Source organism: Microbispora amethystogenes (assembly GCF_016863015.1).
GTDB lineage: Bacteria > Actinomycetota > Actinomycetes > Streptosporangiales > Streptosporangiaceae > Microbispora > Microbispora amethystogenes.
The window spans coordinates 122,337-146,884 of the sequence record NZ_BOOB01000034.1 but is presented as its reverse complement, the minus strand read 5'-3'; the positions used below and the strand labels follow the sequence as shown (position 1 = coordinate 146,884).

General features: G+C 73.7%; 22 protein-coding genes and 1 pseudogene. 11 read left to right on the top strand and 12 right to left on the bottom strand.

The window, feature by feature from the left end; genetic code table 11:
* Positions 1 to 75: 75 nt before the first annotated feature.
* From Mam01_RS22125 to Mam01_RS22115, 3 genes are all read right to left on the bottom strand, one after another.
* Positions 76 to 528, bottom strand: a complete 453-nt coding sequence (locus Mam01_RS22125; protein ID WP_204287131.1) for a DUF8820 family protein — start codon at positions 526 to 528, stop codon at positions 76 to 78.
* Positions 529 to 538: 10 nt separating this feature from the next.
* Positions 539 to 1,618: a DUF6745 domain-containing protein gene (locus tag Mam01_RS22120; RefSeq protein WP_204287130.1), complete on the bottom strand. Its 1,080-nt coding sequence runs from the start codon at positions 1,616 to 1,618 to the stop codon at positions 539 to 541.
* 109 nt (positions 1,619 to 1,727) lie between these two features.
* Positions 1,728 to 3,041 carry a S41 family peptidase gene (locus Mam01_RS22115; protein ID WP_204287129.1) on the bottom strand — a complete coding sequence of 438 codons (1,314 nt, stop codon included), beginning with the start codon at positions 3,039 to 3,041 and terminating at the stop codon, positions 1,728 to 1,730.
* 87 nt (positions 3,042 to 3,128) lie between these two features.
* Between Mam01_RS22115 and Mam01_RS22110 the strand changes: the two genes are divergently transcribed.
* Together Mam01_RS22110 and Mam01_RS22105 are read left to right on the top strand one after the other, a co-directional pair.
* Positions 3,129 to 3,782 carry a response regulator transcription factor gene (locus tag Mam01_RS22110; protein WP_204287128.1) on the top strand — a complete coding sequence of 218 codons (654 nt, stop codon included), beginning with the start codon at positions 3,129 to 3,131 and terminating at the stop codon, positions 3,780 to 3,782.
* Positions 3,779 to 4,870: a HAMP domain-containing sensor histidine kinase gene (locus Mam01_RS22105; RefSeq protein ID WP_204287127.1), complete on the top strand. Its 1,092-nt coding sequence runs from the start codon at positions 3,779 to 3,781 to the stop codon at positions 4,868 to 4,870. Before Mam01_RS22110 ends, Mam01_RS22105 begins: the two co-directional genes overlap by 4 nt.
* Before the next feature lie 12 nt (positions 4,871 to 4,882).
* Here Mam01_RS22105 and Mam01_RS22100 read toward each other — a convergent pair whose 3' ends face one another.
* Positions 4,883 to 5,449 (bottom strand): TetR/AcrR family transcriptional regulator, encoded by a 567-nt coding sequence (locus tag Mam01_RS22100; RefSeq protein WP_204287126.1) that lies wholly within the window; start codon positions 5,447 to 5,449, stop codon positions 4,883 to 4,885.
* Between the two features lie 124 nt (positions 5,450 to 5,573).
* Between Mam01_RS22100 and Mam01_RS22095 the strand changes: the two genes are divergently transcribed.
* From Mam01_RS22095 to ppk2, 4 genes are all read left to right on the top strand, one after another.
* A complete protein-coding gene (locus Mam01_RS22095) occupies positions 5,574 to 6,581 on the top strand; it encodes an aldo/keto reductase (RefSeq protein WP_204287125.1) in 1,008 nt (335 codons plus the stop codon).
* 61 nt (positions 6,582 to 6,642) lie between these two features.
* Positions 6,643 to 7,800, top strand: a complete 1,158-nt coding sequence (locus Mam01_RS22090; RefSeq protein ID WP_204287124.1) for an inorganic phosphate transporter — start codon at positions 6,643 to 6,645, stop codon at positions 7,798 to 7,800.
* A complete protein-coding gene (locus Mam01_RS22085) occupies positions 7,797 to 8,045 on the top strand; it encodes a hypothetical protein (protein WP_204287123.1) in 249 nt (82 codons plus the stop codon). The genes Mam01_RS22090 and Mam01_RS22085 overlap by 4 nt, the downstream gene beginning before the upstream one ends.
* Positions 8,046 to 8,057: 12 nt before the next feature.
* Positions 8,058 to 8,996: a polyphosphate kinase 2 gene (gene ppk2 / locus Mam01_RS22080; RefSeq protein WP_150940608.1), complete on the top strand. Its 939-nt coding sequence runs from the start codon at positions 8,058 to 8,060 to the stop codon at positions 8,994 to 8,996.
* Between the two features lie 24 nt (positions 8,997 to 9,020).
* Here ppk2 and Mam01_RS22075 read toward each other — a convergent pair whose 3' ends face one another.
* Together Mam01_RS22075 and Mam01_RS22070 are read right to left on the bottom strand one after the other, a co-directional pair.
* The gene (locus tag Mam01_RS22075) at positions 9,021 to 10,079 is read right to left on the bottom strand and encodes a trypsin-like serine peptidase (RefSeq protein WP_239101513.1); all 1,059 of its coding nucleotides are present in this window, start codon (positions 10,077 to 10,079) and stop codon (positions 9,021 to 9,023) included.
* Between the two features lie 66 nt (positions 10,080 to 10,145).
* On the bottom strand, positions 10,146 to 11,288 hold the full coding sequence (locus tag Mam01_RS22070) for a trypsin-like serine peptidase (protein ID WP_204287122.1): 1,143 nt from the start codon (positions 11,286 to 11,288) through the stop codon (positions 10,146 to 10,148).
* Between the two features lie 199 nt (positions 11,289 to 11,487).
* Here Mam01_RS22070 and dxr point away from each other — a divergent pair, with 199 nt between their 5' ends.
* Entirely contained in the window at positions 11,488 to 12,675 is a 1,188-nt protein-coding gene (gene dxr / locus Mam01_RS22065; protein ID WP_204287121.1) for a 1-deoxy-D-xylulose-5-phosphate reductoisomerase, read from the top strand.
* Positions 12,676 to 12,735: 60 nt separating this feature from the next.
* On the opposite strand, the gene Mam01_RS22060 is transcribed toward dxr, so the two are convergent.
* Complete coding sequence (locus Mam01_RS22060) at positions 12,736 to 13,869, bottom strand: lytic polysaccharide monooxygenase auxiliary activity family 9 protein (RefSeq protein ID WP_239101512.1); 1,134 nt, start codon at positions 13,867 to 13,869, stop codon at positions 12,736 to 12,738.
* Between the two features lie 340 nt (positions 13,870 to 14,209).
* Here Mam01_RS22060 and ispG point away from each other — a divergent pair, with 340 nt between their 5' ends.
* The 3 genes from ispG to Mam01_RS22045 all read left to right on the top strand — a co-directional run bounded on the left by ispG (position 14,210) and on the right by Mam01_RS22045 (position 18,219).
* Positions 14,210 to 15,376, top strand: a complete 1,167-nt coding sequence (gene ispG, locus Mam01_RS22055; protein ID WP_204287120.1) for a flavodoxin-dependent (E)-4-hydroxy-3-methylbut-2-enyl-diphosphate synthase — start codon at positions 14,210 to 14,212, stop codon at positions 15,374 to 15,376.
* A 146-nt stretch (positions 15,377 to 15,522) separates the two neighbouring features.
* Positions 15,523 to 17,319 carry an alpha/beta hydrolase gene (locus Mam01_RS22050; protein WP_239101511.1) on the top strand — a complete coding sequence of 599 codons (1,797 nt, stop codon included), beginning with the start codon at positions 15,523 to 15,525 and terminating at the stop codon, positions 17,317 to 17,319.
* Positions 17,320 to 17,376: 57 nt separating this feature from the next.
* Positions 17,377 to 18,219 (top strand): GNAT family N-acetyltransferase, encoded by an 843-nt coding sequence (locus Mam01_RS22045; protein ID WP_150937118.1) that lies wholly within the window; start codon positions 17,377 to 17,379, stop codon positions 18,217 to 18,219.
* Here the strand turns inward: Mam01_RS22045 and Mam01_RS22040 are convergent.
* The 4 genes and pseudogenes from Mam01_RS22040 to Mam01_RS22025 form a co-directional block, all read right to left on the bottom strand.
* Positions 18,200 to 18,622, bottom strand: a complete 423-nt coding sequence (locus tag Mam01_RS22040; protein ID WP_204287119.1) for a DUF3037 domain-containing protein — start codon at positions 18,620 to 18,622, stop codon at positions 18,200 to 18,202. The two genes, Mam01_RS22045 and Mam01_RS22040, sit on opposite strands and share 20 nt — an antisense overlap.
* Positions 18,619 to 19,441 (bottom strand): annotated as a pseudogene (locus Mam01_RS22035) (HipA family kinase). Before Mam01_RS22035 ends, Mam01_RS22040 begins: the two are co-directional and overlap by 4 nt.
* A gap of 94 nt (positions 19,442 to 19,535) precedes the next feature.
* Entirely contained in the window at positions 19,536 to 20,855 is a 1,320-nt protein-coding gene (locus Mam01_RS22030) for an alkyl sulfatase dimerization domain-containing protein (RefSeq protein ID WP_204287118.1), read from the bottom strand.
* Positions 20,856 to 20,903: 48 nt separating this feature from the next.
* On the bottom strand, positions 20,904 to 21,158 hold the full coding sequence (locus Mam01_RS22025) for an MmyB family transcriptional regulator (RefSeq protein WP_239101517.1): 255 nt from the start codon (positions 21,156 to 21,158) through the stop codon (positions 20,904 to 20,906).
* Between Mam01_RS22025 and Mam01_RS36835 the strand changes: the two genes are divergently transcribed.
* Positions 21,093 to 21,584: a Rossmann-fold NAD(P)-binding domain-containing protein gene (locus Mam01_RS36835; protein ID WP_239101518.1), complete on the top strand. Its 492-nt coding sequence runs from the start codon at positions 21,093 to 21,095 to the stop codon at positions 21,582 to 21,584. The genes Mam01_RS22025 and Mam01_RS36835 overlap by 66 nt on opposite strands.
* Here the strand turns inward: Mam01_RS36835 and Mam01_RS22020 are convergent.
* Positions 21,508 to 24,114: a helix-turn-helix transcriptional regulator gene (locus Mam01_RS22020; RefSeq protein ID WP_204287117.1), complete on the bottom strand. Its 2,607-nt coding sequence runs from the start codon at positions 24,112 to 24,114 to the stop codon at positions 21,508 to 21,510. The genes Mam01_RS36835 and Mam01_RS22020 overlap by 77 nt on opposite strands.
* Between the last annotated feature and the right edge of the window lie 434 nt (positions 24,115 to 24,548).

Below are 24,548 nucleotides of genomic sequence, written 5' to 3'. Positions count from 1 at the left end.
GCGTCCGAGGGGCCCGGGGGACGATCGTCCTCCGGGCCCCTCGTCGTCGCGGGCGATCTCGGTTTTCGGGAGATCTCAGTCGGCCACGAGCCGTGCCGTGCGCCCGTGCCAGTCGGGGGAGATGTGCTCGCGCTGCCGCCGTACGACGTAGGCGCCGGAGGCGCAGCCCGTGGCCCCGTGTTCGGGATGCAGCAGGTAGACGACGGCCGAGGCCTCGAAGATCCCGAGCGCCAGCCCTTCGGCGTCCGCGACGTCCGCCGTCCATCGGCAGGTGCCGGGGTCGGCGACGAGCGTGTGCGGGTTGCCCCCGGCGGCGCCGCGCAGGAGTTCGACCCCCTCGGGCGGCACGTCCGTCCACCGGGCCTCCGGCCGGACCGCCACGGCCGACGCGATCAAGGCGAGCGGGACGACGATCAGGTCGCCCTGGGCGTGGAGGCCGTCGACGACGGGGACGCGCGCCGACCGCTCGAGGTGGTCGAGCACGGCGAGTCCGGTCTGGTGGGACAGCGATGCCAGTGTCACGTTCATGGGAGTCACCTCAGGTTCGGCGGACGAGAAGGGAGTACTGCTCGGCGGACAGGCCATAGGTCCAGCCGGCGGCGGCGACGGGGTCGCGGAAGTGGCCCGGCACGGTCAGCCCGTACCGGCGGCGGGTCCCGTCGCGTTCGGCGGACCCGTTGACGGTGAGGAGCACCTTGGTCCCCCCGCGCAGGTCGTAGAGCCGCAGGACGTGGCCGGGGTTGCCGGGGTCGGGGGCGGAGGCGACCAGGCCGAGCCCGGCCCGCGCGACGTAGGCGTCCCAGCCGATGCGCTCGATCGCACACCGCCTGACCTCGACGTTCTCCTCCCGCTCGATGCGTCCGACGGCCGGATCGGTGATGACCCACGGGGGTACGAGCGTGCCGTGCCAGGCGTGCACGTCCCAGCCGTCGGCGTACCGCACGGCCGGGCCGTCCGGGCAGTGCAGCCGCACCTCGCCGTCGTCGCCCCACACCTCCGTACGGAGGACGACGGGCCGTTCGGACACGACGCAGACGTGCTCGTGCGGCCACCACGGGCCGCAGGAGGCGGCCGCGGCGGCCCACAGGTCGAGCCGCCGGTTCTGCTCGGGGGTGTAGCCCACGCCCGCGGCCCGGCGGAGGGCGTCGTAGTGGGCGACCCAGGCGACGCTCTGGATCCGGTACCAGGCGGGCCAGGGATGGCTCGGGCGGTGCGCCGCCAGGATCGGCAGGACGAACGCGCTGTCCGTGGAGCGCTCGGCCGGGACGCGTACGTCGCGGTGGATCCAGCGGTCCACGGTCCGATACCGGGGGCGGACCCGCGCGTCGAGGTCCAGGCAGAGCCCTGTCGCCACGGAGTGGAACCGGCGCGGCAGGGGCCACTCGGACACCAGGTCCACGCCCTGCCCGGAGCGTGGACGAAGACCGGACGGGACGGTCGTCAGGGCGGTGAACGGCGACGGAACCCAGTGGAACCGGGGCGGGGCGAGCCCGAGCAGGCCGTACAGCCCGGAGATGGCGGCCTCTGCGGCCGGACGGTCGGCGGGCCGCGTCGCCAGCGCGTGGCCCAGCCATTCTTCGCGGATTGCGGCAGCTTCCCGCTGCGCGAGGACGCTCACCGGATACGGGTGGCGTCGTCCTTTCCAACGATCATGTCTGACATCGTGACACACCCGCCCCCGGCCTGGGAAGGCCGGGCGGGGGGTTCCGGCCGCCCGGCCCGATCCCTTACAGGAGGGACAGCGCCTTGGCGAGGCCGGGGTCGCGGCCCTCGGCCAGGTCGAGGGCGGTCATGGGCGCCTGGTGGTCGACGGGGACGCCGACCGTGTCGATGATCTCCCGGGCCGGCCCGAGGTGCCGGACCTTCGGCAGCAGCAGCACGCTGCCGTCGTCGAGGAGGTAGGCCTCGGCCGGGCCGGAGACGGCCCCGACGAGGGCGCCGAGGCCGTTGTCCTTCACGGCCGCGCTGAAGTCCTCACAGGCGGAGGCGCAGCCGCGGTCGGTCAGCACGACCAGGCGCAGGCCGAGCAGGGGGATGGTGTCGTCGGTGCGGTTGGCCGCGCAGTCGCCCCTGAGCGGGCAGAAATAGCTGGTCACCTTGCCGTGGGCGAACGCGCCGAGCAGCCGGGTCACCTCGCGCGGCGACCCGCCGCCGTTGCCGCGCAGGTCGAGGACCGCGGCCTTCGTGGTGTCCTTCAACGCGGCGATGACCTGGTCGGCCGCGCCCGGGAAGAACCCGGGCACCTTGACGTAGGTGACGCCACCGGGGAGGGTCTTCGCCGTCACCGCCCGCCTCTGCTCTTCGAGGGGACCCTCCGTGAGCCTCACGGTCCGGACGCGTCCAGTCGTGGGCCGCTTCAGCGTGAGCCGCACAGTGGGGGAGGCGAACGTGTCGACGAGGCTCTGGTTGACCTTCTCCCCGATGAACGCCGGTATGCCGTCGACCTTATCGATGATGTCGCCGGGCCGGATGCCGGCCCTGTCCGCCGGGCTGCGGGGCAGGACGCGGGTGATGAACAGGGGCGGCCGGGCGGCCGGGTCGAGCTGCCCGCCCTGCGCGGCCGAGAGGCCGGCGATGCCCGTCCCCACCGGCCCGCCCTCCGACGCGGCGGTGATGTTCTCCACCCGGGCGTGGTTGTCGTGCAGTCCGGCGACCATGCCCGTGATGGCGGCCCGCAGGGCGCGCGGCTCCCCGGCGCCGAGCACCTTCGCGACGGCGGCCCAGTCGGCGGCGCGGTCCCCGGTCAGGGCGGGCAGGCGGAGGTCCGGCGTGTCGGCCCCGCGCCGGACCAGGTCCTGGGTGTACGCGGACAGGGCGGTGCGCAGCAGTTGCCGCGGATCCGTCTCGGGCCCGCTGTAGTAGTTGTCGAGCACGCAGTCGTACGCCTGCCGGAGCGTGTTCACCGTCGTCGGCGGCGAGGACGCGGGCGGGGGTCCCGACGGCGTGGCGCATCGCCCGCCGTCGTCGGCGGTCGCGGGGGACGGCCCCGACGCGAGGGCGCAGGCCGCCAGCAGGACGGCGGAGCAGAACGTTCTGATCATGTCCGTCAGCGTGGCGGGGAGCGGGTTTCAGCGCCGTGAACGAGATCGTTAACGCCGCTGTTACCCCGCCTGCGGTACGAAGACCCCATGCGGGTTCTGGTGGCGGAGGACGAACGCGACCTCGCCGATCTCGTGGCGATGGGGCTGCGCCGCCACGCGATGGCGGTCGACGTGGTCTACGACGGGGCGGGCGCCGCCGAGCGGCTGGCGGTGAGCGACTACGACGTCCTCGTCCTGGACCGCGACCTGCCCGAGCTGCACGGCGACCTCGTCTGCCGCGAGCTGGTGGCCCGCGGGAGCCGTACCCGGATCCTCATGATGACGGCGGCGGCGTCGGTGCCGGACCGGGTCGCGGGCCTCGGCATGGGCGCCGACGACTACCTGCCCAAGCCGTTCGACTTCGCCGAGCTGGTCGCGCGGGTGCGGGCGCTGGGACGGCGCAGCAGGTCGCAGGTGCCGCCGGTGCTGACGCGGCACGGGATCACGCTCGACACGCACCGCATCCAGGCGTCCCGGGACGGCCGGCACCTGCACCTGTCGCTCAAGGAGTTCGCCGTCCTGGAGACGCTGCTGCGGGCGGAGGGCGCGGTGGTGAGCGCCGAACGGCTGCTGGAGGAGGCGTGGGACGAGAACGTCGATCCGTTCACGACGGTGGTGAGGGTGGTGGTCAGCCGCCTGCGGGCGAAGCTGGGCGACCCGCCCTGCATCCAGACCATCCCCGGCGCGGGTTACGTGCTGTGACGACGGTCCGGGTGCGGCTCACGCTGATCTACTCCGGGCTGTTCCTGTTCACCTCCGTCGTGCTGCTGGTCATCGTGAACACGCTGATGCGGCAGGCGCTGGACGCGCGGATCGCGCGGTTCCCGCTGCCGCCCGAGCGGCCGCCTCCGGCCCCGCGCCTGGGCGAGCCGGAACCGCCGCCGCCGCTGTCGGAGCTGGTGCGGGACGTCATCCACTATCAGTGGGACGTGAGCGTGCTGACGATCGGGGCTCTGACCCTGGTGTCGGTGGTGGTGGGATGGGTGGTCGCGGGACGCGTCCTGCGGCCCCTCCACCGGATCACCTCCACCGCGCAGCGGCTGTCGCTGTCCACCCTGCACGAGCGGATCGCCCTCACCGGGCCGAAGGACGAGCTGAAGGAGCTGGCCGACACGTTCGACGCCATGCTCGACCGGCTGGAGCGCTCGGTCGAGGGCCAGCGGCGGTTCGTCGCGAACGCGTCCCACGAGCTGCGCACCCCGCTGGCCGTGCAGCGGACGGCGATCGAGGTCGGCCTGCCCGAGGACGTCGGGGAGATCCGCGCCAAGCTGCTGCTCCACAACCACCGCATGGAGCGCCTCATCGACGCCCTCCTCGCCCTCGCGCAGGCCGGGCACGGACTGCGCGAGCGGAGCCCGGTCGCGCTCGGCGAGATCGTACGGCTCGCCCTGGCCGACGCGGACGCGGACGGGAGGGGACCCGCGGGCGTGACGGTCACCTCGCGGATCGCCCCTTTCGTCGTACAGGGGGATCCGGTCCTGCTGAACCGGCTCGTGACCAACCTCGTCGACAACGCGCTGCGCTACAACCACTCCGGCGGGACCGTGGACGTGACCCTCGCCGACGGCGTGCTGACGGTCCGCAACACGGGCCCGGAGGTGCCGAAGGAGCGGTTCCACGACCTCTTCGCGCCGTTCCGCCGCCTGCACACCACCCGGGAGCAGGGCGCGGGGCTCGGGCTGTCGATCGTCGCGTCCATCGCCCGCGCGCACGGAGCCGCCGTACGGGCGCGGCCGGGCCCCGAGGGCGGCCTGGAGGTCACCGTGGCGTTCCCGGCGGTCGTCCCGTAACAAGGGGTGTGGTCAGCGGCGGGGCCGCAGGCCGTCGAAGAGGAGGGCGAGCGCGCGGCTACGTAGGTCGTCGCTCCACTGGTCGCGCTCGGCCGCCAGGCACGCCGCGGACAGCAGGGCCAGGAGCTCGGGCATCCGGACGTCGGACCGCACCGCGCCCGACTCCTGCGCGGCCAGCAGCAGCCGCTCAATCACGTTCCGCATGCCGCGGGAGGCCTCCGCCGTCCCCGCTTTGGGATCGGCCCCGGCCGCAGTCAGCAGGTCGGCCGGGGTCTTCCTCCGCCGCGCGTCCGCGACGACGCGCCCGAGGAACCCGAAGAACGCCTCGCCTGCGTCGGCCGGCAGCGTCTCCGCCTCCGCCAGGAGACGCAGCACGCCCTCGACGATCACCGCGTGGTAGAGGGCCTCCTGGTCGGGGAAGTGCCGGTAGATCGTGCCGAGCCCCACCTGCGCCTCGCGGGCGACCGCGCGCATCGACGCGGACATCCCGTCGCGGGCCAGGACGGTCTCGGCCGCCTCCAGGATCCGGGCCCGGTTGCGCCGCGCGTCGGCGCGCAGTGGTCTGGCGTCGCCGGTCATCGTCCTCCTCCCCATGCGGCCGGATCGGCCGCGTTGACAGCGGAACATTAGTTCCGTATGTTGCCGCGACATAATCGGAACGGTTGTTCCGGTCCGCGGGAACACGGGAACAGGGGAGCGCGCAGTGCGGCACACACAACTCGGTCGTTCGGGGCTGAAGGTCTCCACGGCGTGCCTGGGCACCATGAACTTCGGCTCGTCCGGCAGCTGCGACGAGACGGAGGCCGCCCGCATCGTCGACGCCTTCCTGGAGGCCGGCGGGAACGTGGTCGACACCGCCGACGCCTACAACGGCGGCGACTCCGAGCGCATCGTCGGGCGGGCCGTCCGGGGCAGGCGCGACTCCGTCGTGCTGGCCACCAAGGCGTTCCTGCCGCAGGGGCCCGGCCCCAACGACCGCGGGCTGTCCCGGGCCCATCTGACCCGGGCGCTGGAGGGCAGCCTGCGCCGTCTCGGCACCGACCACGTGGACCTCTACCAGTGCCACCAGTGGGACGACTCCACCCCGATCGAGGAGACCATGGCGGCCCTGGACGGGTTCGTGCGTTCGGGCAAGGTGCGTTACATCGGCTGCTCCAACTTCACCGCGGCGCAGATCGTGGAGTCGCAGTGGGCCGCGCAGCGGGCGGGCGGCACGCCCTTCGTGTCCCTGCAGCCGCAGTACTCCCTGCTCGCCCGGAGCATCGAGGCGGAGATCCTGCCCGTCTGCCGGCGGCACGGCCTCGGCACGCTGGTCTGGTCGCCCCTCGGCGGCGGCGTGCTCGCGGGCCGCTACCGGCGGGGCGAGGCCCCCGGAGCGGGAACCCGGATGGCCCGGCTCAAGGCGTCGCCGATGCCCATGGCCCGCGCCTGGGCGGACGGCCTGCTCAACGAGCCCAACCTCGTGATCGCCGACCACGTCGCCGAGGCGGCCGCCGGGCTCGGCGTCACACCGGCGGCGGTGGCGCTGGCCTGGGTGCGTCGGCGGCCGGAGGTCACCTCGGTCATCGTTGGGCCCCGTACGCTCGACCAGTTGCGCGACAACCTCGCCGGGCTCGACCTGCCCCTGCCGCCCGAGGTCGCCGCCCGCCTCGACGAGGTCTCCCGGCCCGCCCGCCTCGCGCCCGCCGACGGAACGCGGGCCGGGGGGTGAACGTCGCGAGAACATCGGCGGCGAAGGGATTGGCGCGGCTTTACGGGTGCAGTAGGGGGGCATGGACGCCAACACAGCGCTTCTCGCCGTCGTCGTCGTCACGGCGCTCGCGTTCGACTTCACGAACGGCTTCCACGACACCGCCAACGCGATGGCGACGTCCATCGCCACCGGTGCGCTGCCGCCGCGCGCGGCCGTCGCACTGTCCGCCGTGCTCAACTTCGCCGGCGCGTTCCTGTCGCTCAAGGTGGCCGCCACGATCGCGACCGGCATCGTCGACAGCGGCGCGATCACGCTGACCGTCGTCTTCGCCGGGCTCGTGGGCGGCCTCGCCTGGAACCTCGTGACCTGGTACTTCGGCATCCCCTCCAGCTCGTCGCACGCGCTGATCGGCGGCGTGGCGGGGGCGACGCTCATCGCGGTGGGCGCCTCCGCCGTCAAGGGCGCCGCGATCGTGTCGAAGGTGCTGATCCCCGCCGTCCTCGCTCCGCTCTTCGCGGCCCTCGTGGCGACCGCGGGCGCCTTCCTCGTCCACCGGATCACCCGCGGGACGCCCGACCGCTTCCGGGAACGCGGCTTCCGCGTCGGCCAGCTCTGCTCGGCGTCCCTGGTGTCGCTCGCCCACGGCACCAACGACGCCCAGAAGACGATGGGAGTCATCACGCTCGCCCTCGTCGCCGACCACGCGATCGCGCCGGACGCGGGCACGCCGTTCTGGGTCATCCTCGCGTGCGCCGTGACGATCGCGCTGGGCACCTACACCGGTGGCTGGCGGGTGATCCGCACGCTGGGCAAGGGCCTCACCGAGATCGGGCCCCCGCAGGGGTTCGCGGCCGAGGGCTCCTCGGCGGCGGTCATCTTCGCCGCGACCCACTTCGGGCTGCCGCTCTCGACGACCCACGTGACCGGCGGCTCGGTGGTCGGCGCGGGGCTCGGCAGGCGGCTCGCCGGGGAGCGGAGCGAGGTGCGGTGGGGCCTCGCCGGCCGCATGGTCGTGGCCTGGCTGGTCACGCTCCCGGCCGCCGCCCTCGTGGGCGCGGCGGCGTGGAAGGGCGCCGACGCCATCGGCGGCACCGGCGGCGCGGCCGTCGTGTTCGCCGTGATGCTGCTGCTGGCCGGCGGCCTCTACCTGGCCGCCCGGCGCGAGCCGGTGACCCACGCCAACGTCAACGCCGAGTGGACCGGGCGTCTCGTCCCCGTGAAGGAGCCGGTCGCATGAGCCAGTACATCGACGTCGCCGTGCTGTGGAAGGTGCTGCTCGCCGGGCTGCTCGGCGGCGCCGGCCTGGTCGCCGTCTACGCCCTCGGTCTCGCGGCTCTCGCCGCGGGGCGGGTGTACGACACCCCTGATCGGGGCAGCGGGACGTCCGCGGCGCGAGCGGCCGGAACGGCCGTCGCCGTCGCCTGCTTCGGCCTCGTCCTGGCCGGGGCGTTGCTCGGCCTATACGTAATGCTGACCAAGTGAGCGGGGTCGGAGATGCCGGAAGCGTCGCAGGTCGCTAAGGATCACCCGGACGGCGTCGAGCTGCTGCGGCGCACGCCCGGACTGAAGGTGCTGGACGACGATGACGACGATCCCGTCCTCGTCCGCGCCGACGGCGGGCCGGTGGACACCTGGCGGGAGCACTACCCGTACGACCATCGCATCTCGCGGCAGGACTACGACCGGCAGAAGCGGCTGCTGCAGATCGAGCTGCTGAAGCTGCAGTACTGGCTGAAGGACACCGGCGGGCGCCTGGTCATCCTCTTCGAGGGACGGGACGCCGCCGGCAAGGGCGGCACGATCAAGCGCTTCATGGAGCACCTCAACCCCCGGGGCGCGACCGTGGTGGCGCTGGAGAAGCCCAGCGAGCGCGAGCGCGGCCAGTGGTACTTCCAGCGGTACATCTCCCACCTCCCGGCGGCGGGGGAGATGGTGCTGTTCGACCGGTCCTGGTACAATCGGGCCGGGGTCGAGCGGGTCATGAACTTCTGCACTCCCGAGGAGTACATGGAGTTCATGTACCAGACGCCGCTGTTCGAGCGGATGCTCGTCCGCGACGGTATCCGCCTGGTCAAGCTGTGGTTCTCCGTCTCCAGGGCAGAGCAGCGCACCCGGTTCATCATCCGCCAGGTCGATCCCGTGCGGCAGTGGAAGCTGTCGCCGATGGACATCGCCTCGCTGGACCTGTGGGACGAGTACACCAGGGCGAAGGAGGACATGTTCCTCAACACCGACACCGAGGACGCCCCCTGGACGATCATCAAGAGCAACGACAAGAAGCGCGGGCGCCTGGAGGCGATGCGCTACGTCCTCTCCCTCTACGACTACGACGACAAGGACGTCTCGGTGGTGGGCGGGCCCGACCCCCTGATCGTCCGGTCCGCCGCCGACATCGTGGACGAGGACAACGCCGAGCCCCTGTCGCCCTTCTGACCGGGTCTCGCGCGTCCCGCACGATCAGGCCTGTTCCGCGCCGCGGAACAGGTCGCGTACGGCCGAGCCGAAGTAGGGGCCGTACATCGTGCGCTGGTCGTTGCTGTACTTGAAGCTGCTCACCGAGGTCAGCGTGCCGCGGCCGGAGCCGGGGTCGAAGCCGCTGAGCCAGGGCCCGCCGCTGGCGCCCGCCGTGAGGTCGCACCGCAGGCCCTGGTCGCGGGTCTGTCCCTGCGGGTCGCCGTGCGGCACCCCGGCGCAGTAGAGCAGGCGCTCCCCGTCGTACGGCGGGTCGGCGGGGAACCCGAACCCGTAGGTCCGCCGGCCCTGCGGCGTGTCGAAGCCCAGAGGCTGGCCGCCCACCACGTCGGTGAGGTGCCGGCCGTCCTGGTCGTCCACGGCGACCATTCCCACGTCGTAGTCGTCGTTCCCGGAGCGCGACCACGGCCCCGCGACGAACATGCGCCGGGCCGGGAAGGCGCCGTACGGCTGACGCCCCTGGTCGTAACCGGGGACGAAGGTCCAGTTCTCGGCCCAGACACCGGAGCCGTCCTTGACGCAGTGCCCGGCGGTGACGACCACGTCCCGGTTCGCGCTGCGCACGGCGCTGGCCGAGCAGACGAAGTCCACGCCGTTCATGGTCAGGAAGACCCTGCCGGTGGTCCTCGTCACCGAACCGCCCGCCGCCCAGTGCGTGCCGCTCGTGGTCACCGGGGGCATCACCGCCGCCTGCCGCGTCCTGGTCGCCCCGGCCGTCGTGCCGGTCGTGCCGGTCTCGGACGTCCCGGTCCGTACGGCGGGCCGCGCCGAGCCGGGCGCGAGGACCGGCGGCGGCAGGGCGGTGATCTTCTGCAGGCCCGCCAGCAGCCCGATCGGGACCGCCCGCGCCATCCGCTGCGGCGTCCAGTAGGGCTCGGCGGTGTGGTCCGCCACGTGTTCCACCACATCCGCCACGGGGTCCTGTACGGAGCCCGTCACGGGGCCTGTCACCGGGCCCTGCGACGGCGGGACCGCCGGTCCGGGGCCGCGGACGAGTCCGGCGGCGAGGAGGGTGACGGCAAGCAAGGGGAGGCTCGGAGTCATGGCTCCCGAGTGTGGACCACCATCGGTGTCCGCGTGGCTACTTTCCGTGAATCGGGAGGGCGCTGATCACCGGGCCGGTTCCTGGGTCGTGTTCTGCGCGGTGTTCTGGGCCGTGTTGTAGACCGCCTCGGCCTCCGGGCCGAAGTACGGCCCGAACATCCAGGAGGGCGCGAAGTTGTACTTGAAGCTGTTCACCGAGTTGACCATGCCGCCGCCGGTGCTCTGGCTGAAGTTGAGCAGCCACGGGCCGCCGCTGGAGCCTCCGGTCATGCCGCAGCTCAGCCCCTGGTCCTCCGAGGACAGGTAGTCGTCGAACGTGCGCCCGCTGCAGTAGACCAGCCTCGATCCGTCGTACGGCGCGCCGGCCGGATATCCGAAGGCGTACGTCTGGCGTCCGCGCGGCTGGTTGAACGCCACGCCCTGCCCGCCGACGACGTCGGTCAGGCTCTTGCCGCCCTGGGGCGCCACGACGGCGGCGGCGACGTCGTAGTTCATGTTCTCGCCAGAGTTCCACTGGGAGGTGGTGAGCAGGGTGGTCGCGGGCCAGGTGCCGTCGGGCCGGTTGCCCTGGTCGTAGCCCGGCACGAACACCCAGTTGGCGTGGAACGCGCCGTTCACCTTCACGCAGTGCCCCGCCGTGATCACGACGCTCTTGTTGGCGCTGGTGACGGCGGTGCCGGTGCACGAGGCGTTCCGGCCGGCGTCCGATCCGGCCGTCACCGTGAAGAACACCCGGCCCGTGGTCCTCGCGATCGTCCCGCCCGCCGTCCAGGACGACCCGGAGGTCCGGGACGAGACGTACACCGAGGACCCCGCCGCGGCGGCCCCGGAGGCGGCGGCCTGCATGGACACGCCCGAAGTGGCGCCTGTGGGGGCACTCGCGGGGGCGCTGGTGGGGGCGACGGCGGCGGGGCTCGCCCCGGACGCGTCGAGCAGGGCGGAGGCCGCGGCGGCGAAGTGCCGCGAGCCGGTGCTGGGCGCCTCCAGCGGCCTGGCGGCCTCCATCCGGGCGGTGGTCCAGAACTTCCGGACCGTCCGCTGCTCCGCCGCCGTGTCGGCCGCGTCGTGCACGGCGGGCCGCGGAGCGGCGGCGGCCGTCCCGGTGGTCTCCGCGGCGCCGGGGGCGGCGGGCAAGGTGAGGAGGACCATGGCCCCCGCCGCGAAACTGGGGACCGCGAGGGCCGTGAGACGTCGTGCCGAGGGGTGCATGCCTACCTCCGTGTCGGGATGTCCTGACGCGGGAAGGTAGCGACGCCTCCGCCCGGATTTCTCACGATCCGCCTATACGGTTATGGGGAGATTCCGGCATAGATGTACTGGTTTCTCCGCCGTATCGGGTGTTCCACGCGGCGGAACGGAAGGGCGACACGGATGCCGTCGCGGTCGTCGGCTCGGCGACAATGAGGGGATGAGCTCCCAATCCCCGCCGCAGCCCCGGTCAGTCGTCGTGCTGGGCTCTACCGGCTCCATCGGCACCCAGGCCCTCGACGTCGTCGCCCACGCGTCCGGACGGTTCCGGGTGACCGCTCTCGCGGCGGGCGGCGGGCGGGCCGACCTGCTCGCGCGGCAGGCGGCCGAGACGGGGGCGGAGACGGTGGCCGTCGCCGACCCCGCGGCCGTGCCCGCGCTGCGGGAGGCGCTCGCCGCCGCCGGGGCGCGGCCCCGGGTGCTGGCGGGCCCGGAGGGGGTGGCGGAGGTCGCCGCGTCGCCCTGCGACGTCGTGCTGAACGGCATCACCGGGGCGCTGGGGCTCACCTCCACCCTCGCGGCGCTGGAGGCGGGCCGGGTGCTCGCGCTGGCCAACAAGGAGTCGCTGATCGTGGGGGGTCCGCTGGTCAAGCGGCTGGCCGGGCCGGGGCGGCTGATCCCGGTCGACTCCGAGCACTCCGCGCTCGCCCAGTGCCTGTGGGCGGCCGGTCCCGGCGGGGCCGCTCCGGCGGCCGTACGGCGGCTGGTCGTGACGGCGAGCGGCGGCCCCTTCCGGGGCAAAAGGCGGGCCGAGCTGACGGACGTGACGCCCGAGATGGCGCTGAACCACCCGACGTGGTCCATGGGCCCGGTCATCACCGTGAACTCGGCGACCCTGGTCAACAAGGGCCTGGAGGTGATCGAGGCCCACCTGCTGTTCGACATCGGCTTCGACCGGATCGAGGTGGTGGTCCACCCGCAGTCGATCATCCACTCGATGGTGGAGTTCGTGGACGGCTCGACGGTCGCGCAGGCGAGCCCGCCCGACATGCGGCTGCCGATCTCGCTCGCGCTGGCCTATCCCGAGCGGGTGCCCGGAGCGGCCCGGCCGGTCGACTGGTCCACCGCCAGCACCTGGACCTTCGAGCCGCTCGACGACGAGGCGTTCCCCGCCGTCGCGCTGGCCCGGCACGTGGGCACACTGGGCGGCACGGCCCCGGCGGTCTACAACGCCGCGAACGAGGTGTGCGTGGAGGCGTTCCTGAAGGGCGCCCTGCCGTTCCCCGGCATCGTGGACACCGTGGAACGCGTGGTGGCCGCCCACGACCCCGGCCCCGCGTCGTCCGTCGAGGAGGTCCTCGACGCCGACGCGTGGGCGAGGGCGCGGGCGGCCGAGCTGACACGCTGAGACCACCGCTGGAACTGTGGCGCGTCCCGGGTCAGGCGGGCCGCGCCACAGCCGGGCGGGTCAGGCCGCCGAGCAGGTCAGCGACGGGGTGCCGCTGCTCGTTCCGTTGGCCAGGAAGCCGAAGGTGGTCGAGGCGCCGGCGCCGAGGCTGCCGTTGTAGTTCACGTTCTGCACGCTGATGTTGCTGCCGGACTGGCTCAGCGTGCCGTTCCAGACCTGGGTGATCGTGCCACCGCTCGGCTGTGTCCACTTGACGGTCCACCCGCCGATGGACGAGGAGCCGGCCTTGACGCTCACCTCACCCTGGAAGCCGCCGCCCCACGAGCTGACGACCTTGTACGTCGCCGAGCAGCCGCCGGGGCCGCTCGACGGGGACGAGGACGGGCTCACCGGCGGGCTCGGCGAGTTCTTGGGCGTGATGCTGGGCGAGGCCGACGGGGAGACGGGCGGGGTCGGGGTGCTGGTGCCGGTCTGGCCGACGCCGGTCACCTCGCCGTTGCCGCCGTCGAAGACGACGTCGGAGCAGCTGTAGAACGTCTCGTTGCTGTCCGAGCGCTGCCACACGGTGTAGATGATGTGGCGGCCGCTCTTACCCGAGGGCAGGCGGGCGTCCCAGTAGTAGTGGCCGTCCTCGGTGCCCACGGAGCCGACGCTCGGCGGGTTGGTGACGCTGTCGAACGGCGTCGACTCCAGGTCGCTCCACGCCAGCGCGCGGGTCGGGCTCCAGGAGTCCTTGGTGATGTACGACCGGAACGTGCCGGGGTGCGCCGCCCACTTGTTGTACTTGAACTGGATGGTCGCCCCGGACGTCAGGTGGGTGACCGGCCAGTCGTCGCGGGCCAGGTCGAAACCGCTGAAGTCGTAGACGATCGCGCCGCCGCTGCACAGCTGCCCGTCCGGGATGAAGCCGGACATCCGGCCCGCGCCGTCCGAACGCAGCACGGCGAACCAGTTGTACAGCGCGTTGGTCCCGCCCTTGGCGACCGCGGCCGCGCAGGCCGGGTTCTTCGGCTGGATGGCGCCGCTCGAGGTGGTGCCGTCCTTCCAGCACAGGTAGGTGCGGCTGCCGGGCGTCATCGGGGCGCCGTGCGCGTTCGCCGGCGAGGCGAGGACGACGGCGGAGACGAGGGCGGACAGCGCGGCCACGATCACGCCGATCGTCGCCTTCGTTGGTGTTCTTCGTGGTCTTCCCACGGGCTACCCTTTCGCGTGGTCATGGCTGCCGCACTCGTGGTGCAGCACGGCACCGCCGACGGCGCGAGCACGTCGGCCCCGGGGGACAGCCTCTGACTAACCGACCTGATGGTGGTGGTGCGAGAGCACTCGCGCTGATCGGACTGTAGGTCGGCCTTGTGCCACCGCCCACCCCGGCGGACGCGGCGGCGCTCGTCCACGCAGGTGGGACCGTTTTCATCGCTCGCGAGTCATGAAACCTTCATTCGTCGTGAAAAGGTTTCGGGCCACCCGCCCTCGCGGCACTCCTTAGACTGGGAGGGCCCCCCACCGGGCATCGCCTATCACACAAGGTGCAGAAATGTCTGTTGATCTCGGTATCCCCGCCGTGCGGAACCGGCCCATCGCCACACGGCGGGTGTCGCGTCAGATCATGGTCGGGTCGGTCCCCGTCGGCGGGGACGCGCCGGTCTCGGTGCAGTCCATGACCACCACGCTGACCGCCGACGTCAACTCCACGCTCCAGCAGATCGCCGAGCTCACCGCGGCCGGCTGTCAGATCGTCCGCGTCGCGGTGCCGTCCCAGGACGACGCCGACGCGCTGCCGGCGATCGCCAGGAAGTCGCAGATCCCCGTCATCGCCGACATCCACTTCCAGCCGAAGTACGTCTTCGCCGCCATCGAGGCGGGCTGCGCGGCGGTGCGGGTCAACCCGGGCAACATCAAGAAGTTCGACGACAAGGTCGGCGAGATCGCCCGCGCCGCCTCCGACGCCGGCGTGCCGATCAGGATCGGCGTGAACGCCGGGTCCCTCGACCCGCGCCTGCTGGCCAAATACGGCAAGGCCACCCCTGAGGCGCTGGTGGAGTCGGCGCTGTGGGAGTGCTCGCTGTTCGAGGAGCACGGCTTCCGCGACATCAAGATCTCCGTCAAGCACAACGACCCCGTCGTGATGATCCAGGCCTACCGGCTGCTGGCCGAGCGGTGCGACTACCCGCTGCACCTGGGCGTCACCGAGGCGGGACCGGCCTTCCAGGGCACGATCAAGTCGGCGGTGGCCTTCGGCGCGCTGCTGGCCGAGGGCATCGGCGACACTATCCGGGTCTCGCTGTCGGCGCCCCCGGTGGAGGAGGTCAAGGTCGGCGCCCAGATCCTGGAGTCGCTGGGCCTGCGCGAGCGCGGCCTGGAGATCGTCTCCTGCCCGTCCTGCGGACGCGCCCAGGTCGACGTCTACACCCTCGCCGAGCAGGTCCAGGCCGGGCTGGCCGGGCTCAAGGTGCCGCTGCGCGTGGCCGTGATGGGCTGCGTGGTCAACGGACCCGGCGAGGCCAGGGAGGCCGACCTCGGCGTCGCCTCGGGCAACGGCAAGGGGCAGATCTTCGTCAGGGGCGAGGTCATCAAGACCGTGCCGGAGTCGCAGATCGTGGAGACCCTCATCGAGGAGGCCCTGCGTCTGGCCGAGGAGATGGGCGTCGAGGTGGACCTCGACGACGACGAGGCCGGCGGCCCCGAGGTCGTCGTCCGCTGATCACAGGGTCGGCTCGACAGGGTCGGCTCGTTACAACAAGCAATACTCTGACTACACAATGGCAATGACCGGGTAGTACCGGGCGTAGCGCCGTGATCACACCGCGAGGCTGGCCTCTGCCGTACAGGAGCAGAGGAGCGTTGCCGGTGAAGCGGGTCGTTGGTGTGGTCGCGGGCGTGGCGGCTCTGGTCGCCGGGCTCGCCGTACCGGGAGGGGCGGCGGCATCCGGAGAGGCCGGGGCCCAGGGCGCGGAGGCCCAGGGTGCGGAGGCTCGGGGTGCGGCGTCGTGGAGCCCGGTGGGGCCTTCGAGTGGGGCGCGGGCCGGGGACCGGACGGCGCCGTGGACCCCGGCGACGTCCCGGAGACGCCCCTGGGGGCCGCCGCAGCGGCCCCTGGAGTGGCGGCCCTGTCCCTCAGAGGGCCCCTCCCAGGACCTTCAGGGCGACACGTCCTCCGGCGGCCTGCCGGGCTCCGCCGCCCCCCGCACGGTGCGGCGGGAGCCGGTGAAAGAGTGCGCCACGCTCGACGTCCCGCTCGACTACTCCGAGCCGTACGGCCAGCGGATCTCGCTGGCGCTCAACCGCTTCAGGGGCACGGTCTCGCGCGACGCCAACCACCTCGGCGTGCTGCTGGTCAACCCGGGCGGCCCGGGCGGCGAGGGCCTCAGCCTGGCGGGATACGTCGCGGCCCGGCTGCCCGCCGACGTCGCCGCGCGGTTCGACGTCGTCGGCTTCGCCCCGCGCGGGGTGGCCCCGAGCAGGCCCGCGCTGTCGTGCGTCGACCCGGCACGGTTCTTCGCCGCGCCCCGCCCCGACAACGTGCCGCGCGGAGACGCCGACGAGCATGTGCTGGCGGACCGGGCCCGGCAGTACGCCGAGGGGTGCGGCAACCGCTGGGCCTGGTTCCTGCCCTACCTGACCAGCGAGAACAACGCGCGGGACATGGACGCGATCCGGGCGGCCCTCGGCGAGGACAAGATCAGCTACCTGGGCTACTCGTACGGCACCTATCTGGGCGCGGTCTACGCCACCCTGTTCCCCCGGCGGGTGCGCCGGCTCGTGCTGGACAGCGTGGTCGACCCCGAGGGCGTCTGGTACGGCGCGAACATCGCCCAGGACCGCAGCTTCGACCGGCGCCACCGCGACTTCCTCGCCTGGCTGGCCGGGCACGACGACGTCTACCGGCTGGGCGCGAGCGAGGCCGCGGTCTCCTACGCCTGGTACGCCATGCGCGCCCGCCTGCGGGACCGCCCGGCGGGCGGCCTGGTCGGCCCGAGCGAGCTCGACGACGTGTTCTCCAACGGCGCCTACACCGACCGGCTCTGGCCGTACCTCGGGGCCGCCTTCTCGGCCTACGTCCACCGGGGAGACCCCTCGATCCTGGTGAAGCTCTTCCACAGCGAGGCCGAGATCGACGCCGAGAAGGAGAACGCCTACGCCGTCTACCTCGGGGTGGAGTGCCGGGACGCGCCCTGGCCCCGGTCATGGGCCCGCTGGCACGACGACACGCGGCGGCTCCACGCGGAGGCGCCGTTCATGGCCTGGCCCAACGCCGTCTACAACGCGCCGTGCGCCTTCTGGCCGGAGAAGGGCGGCACGCCGGTCAAGGTGGCGGGCAGCGCGCAGCTGCCGCCGATCCTGCTGATCCAGGCCCAGCGCGACGCCGCCACGCCGTACGACGGGGCGCTGCGGATGCGCCGCCGGTTCCCGACCGCGCGGCTCGTTACCTCGGCCGGGGGCAACCACGGCGTGTCCCTCGCCGGGAACGCGTGCGTGGACCGCTATCTCGCCGCCTACCTGCGGGACGCGTCGGCGCCGCCGCAGCGCAGGGGCGCGCGGGGAGCCGGCGCGAGCTGCCCGGCCGACCCGTCGCCGCGGGCGGCGCCCGTGAACCTGGCGGCGGCGCCCGGCGCGGCCGCGCACGAATCCGCCGTACGGCGGTGAGGCCCGCGCGGGCCGATACATCCCAAACGTGAACCGTTCGCGTAGGCTGGGCCCGTGATGCTGCGCACATCGGCGTCGCGCGTGCTCGACGACGGCGATCGGGACGAGGTGCTGGCGCTCCTCGACACCGATCCGGTCGCCAACGTGTTCGTAGCGGCCAGGGTCAGGGCCGTCGGCCTCAGCCCCTCGCGGCTGGGCGGCCAGATGTGGGGATACGGCCCGCGCGGCGGGCTGGTGTCCCTCTGTTACGCGGGGGCCAACCTGGTGCCCGTCCACGCCACCCGTGAGGCCGTGCACGCCTTCGCCGACCGGGCCCGCAGGCAGGGCCGCCGCTGCTCGTCCATCGTCGGCCCGGCCGCCGCCGTCGAACAGCTCTGGGAGCGGCTCGAACCCCACTGGGGCAGAGCCCGGGCGATCCGGTCGGCCCAGCCGGTCATGGCCACGAGCTCCGCGCCCGCCGTCGAGCCGGACCCGCTCGTCCGGCGGGTCCGCCCCGAGGAGTTCGGCATCCTGCTGCCCGCGTGCGTCGCGATGTTCACCGAGGAGGTGGGCGTCTCGCCGGACAACGGCGACGGCGGCGCGCTCTACCGGTCGAGGGTCGCCGAGCTCATCCGCATCGGGCGGTCGTACGCCCGGATCGACGACGGCCAGGTGGTCTTCAAGGCGGAGATCGGCGCGGTCACCCCCCACGCCTGCCAGATCCAGGGCGTGTGGGTCCACCCGGACCTGCGCGGCCGGGGCCACGCCGTGGCGGGCATGGCCGCGGTGGTGGAGCAGGCGCTGAAGTACTTCGCCCCGGTCGTCACCCTCTACGTGAACGACTTCAACCTCCCGGCCAGGGCCGTCTACCGCAGGGTGGGCTTCCAGGAGGTCGACTCGTTCATGTCCGTGCTGTTCTGATCTGTGCTGTTCTGACCGCGGCCGGCGGCCTGACCAGCCGGGTGAGCAGGTGCTCCAGCTCGGCGGCCGGATCGCCGGTCAGCCCGGCGTGCACCGGCCCGGTCTGCACGACCGTGCTGCGCGGCGCGGTGAGCCAGCGGAAGCGCGCGCCGAGCGGCTCCCCGCACAGCGGTCCCGCCTCCTCGCCGCAGGCCCGCTCGTACGCCGCCAGGGCCAGCCGTACGCCCGGGAGGTCGACCGGCGCGCCCAGCGCGAGCAGCCGTGGCTCGTCCAGCTCGGCCCGCGCGCACAGATAGCCGCGTGGCTGGCAGTAGAGGATGACCCCCGCGTTGACCAGCTCGCCCCGCTCGACGCTCGGCACCACGCGGATCACCGCGTACTCGTAGACGTCCCGCCCGCTCATCGCCCGGCCTCCCGCGCGGCCCGCCAGAAGCCGCCGATCGTCGCGCCCCGCTCGTCGCGCGGGGCGGGTGCCTCGCCCGGGTCCGGCAGCCAGTCACGCGGCCCGGCGGCCCGGGCGAGCAGGTGCTCGGCATAGGCCTGCCGTACGGCCTCCGCGTCCGCGAAGCCCGGCTCGTCCTCCAGCCACTCGTCCGGCACCAGCGCGGTCACCTCGTCGAGCAGCGTACGGGTGACGCGCCCGGCGAGGTCGGCGTCGGCCTCGCCGAGCCGGGTCGCGAACGGCGCGAGCACGTGGTCACGGCCGTCGAACCGGCGGCGGGGGTCGGCCGTCGGCCAGTTGTGGTGGAACCACAGGGCCGCGCCGTGGTCGATCAGCCAGACCCCGCCGTGCCACACCAGCAGGTTGGGGTTGCGCCAGCTCCGGTCCACGTTGTGGACGAAGGCGTCGAACCACAGCACCCGGGAGGCGAACTCGGCGTCGGGCCGCCAGGCGAGCGGGTCGAAGCCCAGCGCGCCGGGCAGGAAGTCGATCGCGAGGTTGTGCCCGGCGCTCGCGGTGAGCAGGTCCTGGATCTCCTCGTCGGGCTCGCGGGCGCCGAGCTGGGGATCGACGTCGACGACCTTCAGCTCCGGCGTGGCGAAGCCCAGCCGCCGGGCGAGCTCGGCGCAGACGATCTCGGCGACGAGCACCCGCCTGCCCTGGCCCGCGCCGCGGAACTTGACGACGTAGGTGCCGAGGTCGTCGGCCTCGACGACGCCGGGCAGCGAGCCGCCCTCGCAGCGGCGCGACGTACCGCGTCGCCGTGATCTGTTCGAGCACGACAGGAAGGTTACCGGCAGGGCCGGCGGGCGCTCCCCTCCAGGCGCCCGCCGGCCGTCGTGACGGACGACGTCTCCGGTGCCGGTCGCCGGTCTCAGTTGGCGACCGGCAGCCACCAGACCCGGCCCTCCGTCACGTCGTGGTAGACGTCGAGGAGGTCCAGGCCGGTGGTCTTGCTGCGTGACTCGGCGGCGGCCCAGGCGTAGACGCCGCGGGCGATGGTTCCGGGCTCCTGCTGCACCCGCAGCGCGTACACGAGGGCCCTGATCTCGTGGACCTGGTGGTCGTCGGGCTCGGCCTGCGCGGCGAGCTCGGCGAGCTGGCAGGCGAGGCGCAGGTCGCCGTCGGCCGCCGCGGAGACGGCGCGCCCCGCGACCGACGCGGCGCCCGCGGACAGCTCGGCGACCGCGCGGGCGAACACCGCGTCCGGAGCGGGCTTGAGGTTGGCCGGGTTGCCGTCGTGCCAGCCGCCGTGCAGCCGCCAGATGTTGCGCACGATGAACTCGGGCTCGTCGTGGTGCTCCCGCAGGTAGACGCGGGCGGCGAGCGCGGGCGGCGGCTTGACCTCGTGCAGGATCTCGTCCAGCCGGGCGCCGGAGTTCATCAGGTCGAGCGTCTGCTCCACCAGGCTGTCGAGGTAGTCGGCGGTGTCGGCGAGCGCCCTGCGCACCCGGGCGGAGCCGCAGATCGGCAGGCCCCGGCCGGGGAGGAGCAGGTCGGCGTCGAGCGCGGCCATGGCGCGGAGGGCCACCGCCCACTCGTCGGGATAGCCCTGGACCCGCTGCGGGTCGCCCGCGCCCGGCACCGTCCAGGCGAACAGGTCCCCGGTCAGCAGCACGCCGCGCTCCGGCAGGAACGCCCAGGTGGCGTCGTCCGTGGCGCCGTGGGCGTGGGTGAGCATGAAGGTGACGTCGCCCAGCGACAGCGACAGCCGGTCGCGGTAGGTCAGATCGGGCAGCCGGTGCGGCAGCGGCCACACCACCCGCGGGAACCCCTGCTCCCGCAGGTCGACGGTGGCGTTGTAGCCGGCCGTCCTGCCCTGTTGGGCGAGCCGGCGCACCAGGCCTTCCTGCGCCACCACCAGGGGCCGCGGGCCGGGTTCCGCGTCGAACTCCTCCAGCCCGGCCAGCCGGTCGGCCCTGCCCCGGGAGAAGATCGCGTACTTGAGCGGCTCGGCCGACCACTTCCTGATGGCCCGGTAGGACGGCGACGCCTCGCGGGCGTCGCCGGTGTCGAAGAGAGCCAGCCCGTCCTCGCCCCGGACGACGTAGACGTTGCCGCAGGCGGGCCACATCGCGACGCCGTAGGCGATCTCCTGCACCCCGTCCCGGCGCAGATCGGAGACGGGCACGTCCTCGGGACGCACCGAACCACGCCAGACCGCGTCGGCGAACCGAAGGATCGGTGACTCCATGCTCCAGAGCCTGGCCCTCCGCGCGCGCGAGGCCCAGTAGGGAGATCCCTAATGTCCGCCGTGAACCGCCGGGGTCTCGGCGGTCCTGCTCGCGAGAAGGTCCAGGGCGTGTTTCGAGGACGAGCCGGGTTCGGCAGTGTAGACGAAGAGCGTCGTCTCCGGGTCTCCGGGCGGGGAGAGGGTCTCGTACTCGACGGTCAGATCGCCGACGATAGGGTGCCGCAGGCGTTTGGAGCCGTGGGTGCGCTGGTGGACGCGGTGCTGCTCCCAGCAGTGGGCGAACTCACGGCTGCGCTCGCGCAGGTCGGCGGGACCGATTTTCTCACCACGGACAGCCTCGTCCTGCCCGCGGAGACGACCGCGCACTACCCGGCCATCCGCGAGATGATCCTCGATCACCTGAAGCTCCAGGGCAGCCGGCTCGGCGACCCGGTCATGGGCGCCCGCGCGATCATCGGGCGGGTCCTGGCCGGGGAGGGCCCGCTGCGGCAGTTGCTCGGTTCGGACGCCCACTCCTACGCCGTGGCCAAGGTCGAGGCCCTGCGGGCGAACGTCGAGGCCACCGCTCTCAGCGCGCCCGCCACCGACTTCCCGCGCGGCCTGATCACGGCCGGCGGCCCCGCGGGGGACGTGCCTGCGACCACGGGGCCGCTCACAGCTCGCCGCGTGCGACGGCCAGGGCGAGCTCCACGCGGGACCGCAGCCCGGTCTTGGCGTAGACCCGGGTGAGGTACACCTCCACGGTCTTGCGGCTGTAGTGCAGCTCCTCGGCGATCTCGGGGTTGCTCAGGCCGCCCGCGACCAGTTCGATGACGCGGCGCTCGCCGGGGGTGAGGCGGCCCTCGGGTTCGGGGACCATCCCGGCCTCGCGCAGGCGGCGCTCGGACAGCGCCGCCCAGGGAGCCGCGCCGAGCCGGGTGAAGATGGCGTGCGCGCGGGGGAGCTGCGCCGTGTCGCCCAGCGCGCCGAGGATCAACCGGGCGCGGGCCTCCTCGAACGGCAGGCCGTCGGCGCGGGCCCGCTCCAGCGCCGCGCCCGCCCGGGCGGGCCTCCGGAACGCCCAGCCCACCGCCAGGTCGGCGGCCAGCAGGGTCCGGGGGCTGCCGTTCGCCGACCGCTCGTCCAGCGTGGCGGCGGCCGCCCGGCAGGCCGCGTCGTCACCGGCCGCTCCCGTGATGAACACCTGTACGGCGAGGGCCCGGTGCACCACGTCCGGCACGTCGCAGGCGAGCGCCCGGCCGAGCTCGCGCCGCGCCGCGGCGAGGTCGCCCCGGGCGTGCGCGAGGCGCGCGCGGAACGTGCAGCGCAGACCGTTCTGCATGGCGCAGCCGGGCGGCGGCTCGGCGAGGACCCGGTCGGCCTCCTCCAGCCGGCCCTGGTCGAGCAGGATGTCGAGCTCCATGTTGCGCAGCAGGGCGAGGTTCTCCAGCAGGCCCGCCTCGGCGAGCCCCCGGGCCGCGACGGCGATCTCCTGGAGCGCGCGGTCCCAGTCGCCGCCGAGCCGCCGGATGACCGCGACGGTCCGCACGTGCTGCCCGGCGATGTCGTGCCAGCCGAGCCCGCGGTGGATCTGCTCGGCCTGCTCCAGCACGTCGGCGGCGCGGGCGCGCTGCCCGGCCGCCGCGAGCACGTGCGCCGCCGACTCCAGGGCCGCGAGGCGGGCGCCGGGCGGCAGCGCGGCGGCGAAGGCGAGCAACTCGTCGACCGCCCGCCGGCACTCGGCCCAGTCGCCCCGCACCAGCGCGTGGATCGCCAGGCAGCCCACCGCGATCGCGCGGTCCTGCGGCGGGCAGTCGGCGACGCTCTCCCAGGCGCGGCGGGCGATGTCGCGGCTCGGGCGGCCCAGTTCCGCGCTGACCAGCGCCTGCTGGGCGAGCAGCGCCGAGGCGTCGTCGGCCTTCGGGATCTGGCGGCGGGCTACGTCGAGCGCCACCTCGTACCACCCCATGGCGTGCGCCGCGCCGACGGCGGTGTACGCGGCCTGGGTGCGGCGCCGCCCGGAGGGCAGCACGGCGAGGGCGCGCTGGGCCGAGTTGAGCGCGAGCGCGGGCCGCGAGCCCTTCCAGTAGGCCAGGGCCTGCCTCGCCAGCAGCTCGCCCGGCTCGGGGGACAGCTCCGCGGCCTTGCCGTACCAGTGCGCGGCCGACAGCGGCGCGGTCCAGCGGGTCAGGTCGGCCGCCCGCAGCACCGCCGGAAGGGCCCGCGCGGGCGGGCCGGCCTCGGCCATGTGCGTGGCCCACTCCAGCACCCGCCGGGTGCCGGTCAGTCCGTCGCCTTCGAGCATGTCGGCGATGCGGCGATGCACCTCCCGCCGCCCCGCGGGGCCGAGGTCGTCGTACAGCGCCTCGGCGACCAGCGGGTGGGCCAGGGCGTAGCCGTCGCCGCTCCGGGCGACGACGCCGTCCCGGACCAGGGCGTCGAAGGCGCGTTCGGCCTGTTCCGGGCGCAACCCGGCCAGCGCGGCGAGCGCCGCCTGGTCCGCGGTCTCCCGGGTCCGCGACAGCGCGGCCAGCACGCGGGCGAGGTCGCGGCCGCCCCGGTCGCGCTGGAACAGCCGGCTGAGGATCGCGCCGCGCCGGGCCCCCGGGTCCGCCGAGCGCACCGCGCCGCCCTGCACCAGCGTCAGCACCGCCTCCTGGGCGAACCACGGGTTGCCCCGGCTCGCCGCGTGGATCCGCCGCAGGACGGCGTCGCTCGGCGTGCGGCCGAGCAGCGCGGTGACCAGTTCCGCCACCTCGGGCATGGTCAGCGGCTGGAGCCGTACGCACAGGTCCACGTCGAGCGCGGGCGGATGCCGCGCGGTGCAGAGGATGGCGATGGAGTCGTGCCGGTGCGGGAGGGCCCGCAGCACGCCCAGCGTGTCGGCGTCGGCGAGGTGGATGTCGTCGATGGCGAGGAGGGTGGGGCCGGGCAGCGACTCCAGGAGCCGGGCGGCCATCGCGCCGGGCGCGGCCGCGGGCTCCCCGAGCGCCGCCTGGTCGATCGACTCCAGCAGCTCGGACAGGACGCCGGCCACCTCGCCGCGCAGCGAGCCCAGGGCGTCGACCAGGGGGGCGTACGCCCGTCCGCCGTCCAGTTCCCGCGCCTGGCCGCGCAGCACGCGGAAGCCCTCCAGCCGCGCCGCCGCCTCGCCGAGCAGGCGGGTCTTCCCGATTCCGGGCTCGCCGACGATGAGGACGGTCCGGGGGGTGCTCGACAGGGCCGAGACCACCTGGCCGAGCGCGCCCGCGCGGCCCTCCCCGACGGCCGGTACGTCCACGGCTGGCCGTCACCCCCTCACATCGGGTCCACTGGCTTTCCTAGGACGCGGCATAAAGGTTGAACGTTCACACGAAATGTGACGCGCCCCGGCGGTGATCGCAAGGGGATATGGATATCAGAATTCGAACGCCGCGACGGTGACGGCGGGATCTCCCGGGACACCGGTGCGGACACGCCCGGCGGTCCGCACCACGCCCGACCGCGCCGCACCACGCCGTACCTGGGCGGCCCGGCCCGCACGCGGGTCACGGGGGAGGGGCCGGGCCCGGCGTGCCGGATGAAATGTTCTTTTCCGAGCTTCGTGATCGCCTCCCCGCCGCCGGGCGACCGGGGCGCGGCGCCGCCGGTATCGCCGGTGAGTAACCGGACCACCACGATACGGTAGGGCGAAGGTGGCGTCCGCCCGCCGATCTCCTGCGTTTACCCTCGTAC